6 protein-coding genes are annotated in these 6,481 nt (G+C 44.8%); 4 read left to right on the forward strand and 2 right to left on the reverse strand.

Features of this window, described 5'->3' with window-relative positions; all coding sequences use genetic code 11:
• Positions 1 to 180: 180 nt before the first annotated feature.
• Complete coding sequence (locus DWV53_RS05280; RefSeq protein ID WP_117727884.1) at positions 181 to 1,032, forward strand: patatin-like phospholipase family protein; 852 nt, start codon at positions 181 to 183, stop codon at positions 1,030 to 1,032.
• A gap of 145 nt (positions 1,033 to 1,177) precedes the next feature.
• On the opposite strand, the gene trmD is transcribed toward DWV53_RS05280, so the two are convergent.
• Both trmD and DWV53_RS15670 read right to left on the reverse strand, forming a co-directional pair.
• Positions 1,178 to 1,852: a tRNA (guanosine(37)-N1)-methyltransferase TrmD gene (gene trmD / locus DWV53_RS05285; RefSeq protein ID WP_006847387.1), complete on the reverse strand. Its 675-nt coding sequence runs from the start codon at positions 1,850 to 1,852 to the stop codon at positions 1,178 to 1,180.
• The gene (locus tag DWV53_RS15670) at positions 1,797 to 1,991 is read right to left on the reverse strand and encodes a hypothetical protein (protein ID WP_147379937.1); all 195 of its coding nucleotides are present in this window, start codon (positions 1,989 to 1,991) and stop codon (positions 1,797 to 1,799) included. Before DWV53_RS15670 ends, trmD begins: the two co-directional genes overlap by 56 nt.
• A gap of 191 nt (positions 1,992 to 2,182) precedes the next feature.
• On the opposite strand from DWV53_RS15670, the gene DWV53_RS05290 reads away from it, so the two are divergent.
• From DWV53_RS05290 to DWV53_RS05300, 3 genes are all read left to right on the forward strand, one after another.
• Complete coding sequence (locus tag DWV53_RS05290; RefSeq protein ID WP_117587130.1) at positions 2,183 to 4,441, forward strand: aconitate hydratase; 2,259 nt, start codon at positions 2,183 to 2,185, stop codon at positions 4,439 to 4,441.
• A 34-nt stretch (positions 4,442 to 4,475) separates the two neighbouring features.
• Positions 4,476 to 5,822 (forward strand): citrate/2-methylcitrate synthase, encoded by a 1,347-nt coding sequence (locus DWV53_RS05295; RefSeq protein ID WP_117692257.1) that lies wholly within the window; start codon positions 4,476 to 4,478, stop codon positions 5,820 to 5,822.
• Between the two features lie 271 nt (positions 5,823 to 6,093).
• Positions 6,094 to 6,481, forward strand: a 388-nt coding sequence (locus tag DWV53_RS05300; protein WP_147468738.1) for a hypothetical protein, incomplete at its 3' end; no start/stop codon positions are given.

The raw sequence follows: 6,481 nt of genomic DNA on the forward strand, positions 1-6,481 counted from the left end.
GCAAAGTTAGCAATTATTTCCCAAAAAATACGTATCTTTGCAAGCAAAATTGAATAAAACGCGTAAATTTATAAATAATTAATATAAAAACGGCTTTTTGATAGACAAAATGTAAGAAAATTGTCTATGCTGCGAGCAAAATATAATTATTTTCAGAATTTTAAAAGCAGAGAGTGTGTTATGAAATTGAATTTGAAAACAACAGGTTTGGTTCTTGAGGGAGGAGGCATGCGAGGGGTCTTCACTAGTGGGGTACTGGATGCCTTCATGAAGCATGATGTTCATTTCCCTTATACGGTGGCTGTATCGGCTGGGGCATGTAATGGCATGTCGTATATGAGCCGCCAACCTCGGCGTGCCCGTATTTCTAACATCGATTATCTGGCCCGATACCAGTATATCGGTATTCGCCATCTGGTGACTCAGGGGTGTATCTTCGACCGCAAATTGCTCTACGATAAGTTTCCGAACCAGCTCTTGCCTTTCGATTTTGATACCTATTTTAAGTATGCCGATGGTTTCGAGATGGTTACTACCAATTGTCTTACGGGCAAGGCTATGTATCTTTCCGAGAATCATGACAGGCAGCGTGCACTGGATGTTGTGCGTGCTTCCAGCAGTTTGCCATATGTGAGCAAGATTGTGGAAGTGGATGGCATTCCGATGTTGGATGGTGGTATTGCGGACAGTATTCCGGTACAGCACGCCATTGACATGGGGTGGCAACACAATGTGGTTGTCCTGACTCGCAACAAAGGATGGCGTGATATGGGCAAAGACCATAAGATACCTTATTTATATAAGAACTATCCTCGCCTGCGTGTGGCTCTGAGTCACCGTCATCGGGCTTATAACGAACAGATCCAGCTTGTAGATGATCTGGAGGCTGCGGGTAAGATTACCTGTATCCGTCCAATCCGTCCGTTGGAAGTTGGCAGAATAGAGAAGGATACCGATAAACTGGAACGCCTCTACGAAGAAGGTTTCATGCTGGGTGAGGCTTTCTGCGAAAAATGCGTAGAAAAAGAATAATATTAATAAGGTGTAGTTGATAAATAAGGTGTAGAGTTTTAGTATATGGCTTGAGAATGAGTAGAACGGTGATTTTTAGGAACGGATTACACCGTGCCTAAAAATCACCGTTCTGGGTATGATAGTAATCAGCAATGATTTCTTCTTATTTCAGCAGGTCAGGGCGCAGGCGCTTGGTTCTTTCCATGGCCTGGTCGAATTCCCACTGGCGAATCTTGGCTTCGTTGCCACTGAGCAGAATCTCCGGAACCTTCCATCCCTTGTAGTCGGCAGGACGGGTGTAGATAGGGGCGGCAAGAATGTCGTCCTGGAAACAGTCGGAAAGTGCGCTCTGTTCGTCGCTGATAACACCCGGAACCAGTCGGATGACGGCATCTGAGATGATGGCTGCAGCAAGTTCGCCACCCGTCAGCACATAATCACCTACACTGATTTCTCGGGTAATGAGATGGTCGCGCACACGCTGGTCAATACCCTTGTAGTGACCGCAGAGGATGATGAGGTTACCCTGCATCGACATTTCGTTGGCTATCTTCTGGTTGAAAGTTTCACCATCTGGCGAAACATAAATCACGTCATCATACTCGCGCTCTGCCTTCAGCGCAGCAATGCAGCGGTCTATTGGTTCACATTGCATCACCATGCCGGCACTTCCGCCGTATGGATAGTCGTCCACACGCTTCCATTTATCTAATGTGTAGTCACGCAGGTTGTGCAGATGAATCTCCGCTAGACCCTTCTTCTGCGCACGTGCCAGAATGGACTCATTGAAGAATCCCTCCAGCATCTCTGGTAATACTGTAATAATGTCTATTCTCATAACATCTGCAAAAATAATAAATAATGCGGAGAGCACCAAAAATTTTTGCTTTTTCTTTCATTTTTACTTCTCTTTTCTTCACTTTCCTTTCTTTTTTCTCTGTTTTCCTGCCTTTCCGTAGCCATTCTTGTCTTTTCATATCATAATCCTGCTTTTCCGGAGAAAGAGAGTGATTAACGTATAAATATGCAACAAAATTATCAAAAAACAGAAAAATCATATCAAAATGATAAATTTTCGATAAAACATGCTACTATTTGTAGAAAAAGTTGTATTTTTGCAAACAGAATTGCTCGAAAGAGTGTATAATTAATTAAAATTGTGAACAAGATGATATTGGACATTGAAATGCTGAGAAGCTTTTACGCTTCGTATTCGGAAAGTGTAGCCCAGGCTAAGGCTACGGTGAAACGACCTCTTACTTATGCCGAGAAGGTGCTCTTTGCACATCTTTTCGACCCTACACAGTTGCGACCATATAAAAGAGGTATAGAATATGTTGACTTCCGTCCTAATCGCGTGGCGATGCAGGATGCGACTGCGCAAATGGCCCTCTTGCAGTTCATGAATGCGGGTAAGGACAAGGTGGCCGTACCTGCTTCCGTACATTGTGATCACTTGATCCGTGCCGATGTGGGTGCTACGCAAGACCTTCCTGAGGCATGTAAGACTAATAAAGAGGTATATGACTTCCTGAAGTCTGTTTCTCAGAAATATCATATCGGATTCTGGGGACCTGGTGCCGGAATCATCCATCAGGTAGTGCTCGAAAACTATGCATTCCCTGGAGGTATGATGGTGGGTACCGATTCTCATACTCCTAATGCTGGTGGTCTCGGCATGGTGGCCGTAGGTGTAGGTGGTGCTGATGCCGTAGATGTGTTGACCGGTCAGCCTTGGGAACTCAAGATGCCACGTCTCATTGGTGTGCATCTTACAGGCAAACTCTCTGGCTGGGCCACTCCTAAGGATGTGATTCTCGAAATCCTCGGCATCCTTACCGTAAAGGGCGGAACCAATGCCATCCTCGAATACTTCGGCGAGGGATTGGACAGCATCTCTACCACCGGCAAGGCTACCATCTGTAACATGGGAGCCGAATTGGGTGCTACATGCTCTATCTTCCCATTCGACCAGAATGCCAGCGAGTATCTCCGCAAGACAGGCCGTGAAGAAATTGCATCTCTCGCACAGATGAATGCAGCCGAACTCCGTGCTGATGATGAGGTGTTGGCAGATCCGTCTGCTTTCTACGACCAGATTGTTGAAATCGACCTTTCTAAGGTTGAACCTCATCTTAACGGTCCGTTCACTCCAGATGCAGCCACACCAATCTCTCACATGAAGGCAAAAGGTCCTGCCAACGATTATCCGATGGTAGTAGAAGTAGGATTGGTAGGTAGCTGTACCAACTCTTCTTATCAGGACTTGGCCCGTGCTGCCAGCATTGCCCGTCAGGCTTATGAGAAAGGTATTGAGGTGAAGGGACAGCTTATCATCAACCCGGGTTCAGAGCAGATTCGCTATACAGCCGAGCGTGATGGCATCCTTGATGATTTCAAGAAGATTGGAGCCCTCATCATGACCAATGCCTGCGGTCCTTGCATCGGACAGTGGAAGCGTCATACCGACGATAATACGCGCAAGAATGCCATCGTTACTTCTTTCAACCGAAACTTCCGCCGCCGTGCTGATGGTAACCCTAATACGTTTGCCTTCATCGGCAGTCCAGAGCTCACCGTGGCTCTCACCATTGCGGGCCGTCTCGACTTCAATCCGGCTACCGATACCTTGCTGGATAAGGATGGCAACAGCGTGATGCTCGATGCGCCTACAGGTTTCACCTTCCCACCTAAGGGTTTTGCCGTAGAGGATAAGGGATTCATTGCCCCAAGCGAAGAAAATGCCAATGTAGAGGTAGTCATTGCGCCTGACAGCAACCGACTCCAGAAACTTGCTCCGTTTGCTCCATGGGATGGAAAAGACCTGACAGATATGCCGCTTCTTATCAAAACCGAGGGCAAATGTACCACCGACCACATCTCTATGGCGGGTCCTTGGCTGAAGTTCCGTGGACATTTGCAGAACATCTCCGACAACCTTTTAATGGGTGCCGTTAATGCCTTTAACGGTGAGAGCAATAAGGTGAAGAACCAGTTGGATGGTGCTTATGTCGAGGTTTCTACCGCTGCCAAGGCTTACAAGGCAAAAGGCATCAGCAGCATCGTGGTGGCAGAGGATAACTATGGTGAAGGTTCTTCCCGTGAGCATGCAGCTATGGAGCCTCGTTTCCTCAACGTGAAGGTGATTCTCGCCAAGAGTTTCGCCCGCATCCACGAAACCAACCTGAAGAAGCAGGGTATGCTTGCCCTTACATTCTGCAACAAGGATGATTATAATAAGGTGCAGGAGGACGACCGCATCTCTTTGACAGGTTTGAAGGAGTTTGCTCCAGGTTCTAAACTCACCGTCACCCTGAAGCACAAGGATGGTTCTGAGGATAGTTTCGAGGTTGAGCATACTTATAATGATACACAGATTGCATGGTTTAAGGCTGGTTCTGCATTGAACTTTGCTGCAAAGAAATAATAGTTGTAGCCATGCAGCTAAAATAGTAACAGTTATGAATAAAGAATATTTAATATATAAATTAAGCGATGAGGTAAAAAACTCATGCAAGATTGATAAGGATGCATTCAAGAAGTTCAATGTGAAGCGTGGACTTCGTAATGAGGATGGCTCTGGTGTGTTGGTCGGACTGACCAATATCGGTAATGTAGTGGGTTATGAGCGCGATGCAGAAGGTAAGTTGACCCCTACAGAAGGTAAACTTTATTATCGTGGTTATGAACTTGATGATCTGGTAACTCCTCTCTTGAAGGAGAAGCGTTTCGGATTCGAGGAAGTAGCCTTCCTGCTGCTCTCGGGCCAGTTGCCTGATAAGGAGGAATTGGATGCTTTCAAGGAACTTCTGAACGATAATATGCCGCTTGATCATCGTACGATTACCCATATCATCGAGCTGGAAGGCAGCAACATCATGAACATCCTGGCCCGTTGTGTGCTCGAAATGTACACCTTCGATCCGAATCCGGATGACATCAGCCGTGACAATCTGATGCGCCAGAGTATTGAATTGATTGCCAAGTTCCCAACCATCATTGCTTATGCATACAATATCTACCGTCACTCTGTTCAGGGTAGAAGTCTACATATTCGTCATCCTCGTGAGAATCTCTCTATTGCAGAGAACTTTCTTTATATGATGAAGCATGAAAACTATTCCGAACTGGATGCCCGTATGCTCGACCTTCTCCTGATTATCCAGGCAGAACATGGTGGCGGTAACAACTCAACCTTTACAGTACGTGTAACATCTTCTACCCGTACAGATACTTACAGTTCTATTGCTGCTGGTATCGGTAGTTTAAAGGGTCCTTTGCATGGTGGTGCCAATATCAAGGTTATCAATATGTTCCACCACTTGAAAGAAGCTATCAAGGATTGGGGTAATGTAACTGAACTTGATACTTACCTTAAGCGAATGCTCAACAAGGAGGCTTATGACAAGACAGGTCTCATTTATGGTATCGGTCATGCGGTCTATACTTTGAGTGACCCACGTGCCGTTGAACTGAAGCGACTGGCAGGTGAACTTGCCAAGGAAAAGGGTAGAGAAGACGAGTATAATTTCCTGAAGTTGATAGAGCAGGAAGGTATCAAATGTCTGCAGGAACACCGTGGAGGCAGCAAGCCAGCGTGTGCAAATCTTGATTTCTACAGTGGCTTTATCTATGAAATGATTGGTTTGCCACAGGAAATCTATACACCTATTTTCGCCATGGCACGTATCGTGGGTTGGACAGCCCATCGTATTGAAGAACTCAATTTCGAAGGCCGTCGTATTATCCGTCCTGCATATAAGAATATTCTTGGCGAACTGGAGTATAAGCCACTGAATGAGAGATAAAAATCCTCTTTGTTATTATACAAGAAAGGCAATGCCCGTCGTTGGGTGTTGCCTTTTCCAGTCTATATACAAGCAGGCTATTGTCAAGTGATGCAGTGAAGTTTTTGTTTTGACCATTAGAACTAATATACGTTAAATATTCAAAGTAGTATGTTGTAATTTTGGAGAAATGAATAATTATTCTTATCTTTGTAGCCGAAAAGTATAAAGAAAAGTATAAGTATTGAAGTTTTAACCGTCTAGTTTTAATACAAAACAGTAAATGGATTGCATGGAAAAAGAATTTGAAGATTACTGGAATAAGCACCAGAAAAGATTAATCTTGAATGCTCCAAAAGCATTACGCGATGAATATTTCGAATCAACCAAGCTTGACAGCCCGATAGATTGGGTCTGTTTTATCCTGCCTGTGGCTTTGGGCATTGGCCTCCAGCCAATTTTGAATATTCAGAGTGAGATTCTCTCTTGGGCAGTAGTATTGCTTATTGTGGTAGTTTGTTTTGCTGTGATGCAGCTGGTTAAGCCTATGTTGCAGAAAAAGAAATCTACCATACAAGTGGTCAAGAGCATTAAAGCTTTTTATTATGAAGTATACAAGAAAAATGGTTTAAAGAAATTAGGAGGGTGTGTCATAAGTCTATGGCGCACCCTCTTTTATG

The sequence above is a fragment of the Segatella copri genome (assembly GCF_003465495.1).
In the GTDB taxonomy this organism is placed as follows: Bacteria; Bacteroidota; Bacteroidia; order Bacteroidales; family Bacteroidaceae; genus Prevotella; species Prevotella copri_G.

What these genes read in the sequence shown, in the direction of transcription:
- DWV53_RS05280 (WP_117727884.1), top strand. Translation starts at nt 181, where the DNA reads ATGAAATTGAATTTGAAAACAACAGGTTTGGTTCTTGAGGGAGGAGGC.
- trmD (WP_006847387.1), bottom strand. Translation starts at nt 1,852, where the DNA reads ATGAGAATAGACATTATTACAGTATTACCAGAGATGCTGGAGGGATTC.
- DWV53_RS15670 (WP_147379937.1), bottom strand. Translation starts at nt 1,991, where the DNA reads ATGAAAAGACAAGAATGGCTACGGAAAGGCAGGAAAACAGAGAAAAAA.
- DWV53_RS05290 (WP_117587130.1), top strand. Translation starts at nt 2,183, where the DNA reads ATGATATTGGACATTGAAATGCTGAGAAGCTTTTACGCTTCGTATTCG.
- DWV53_RS05295 (WP_117692257.1), top strand. Translation starts at nt 4,476, where the DNA reads ATGAATAAAGAATATTTAATATATAAATTAAGCGATGAGGTAAAAAAC.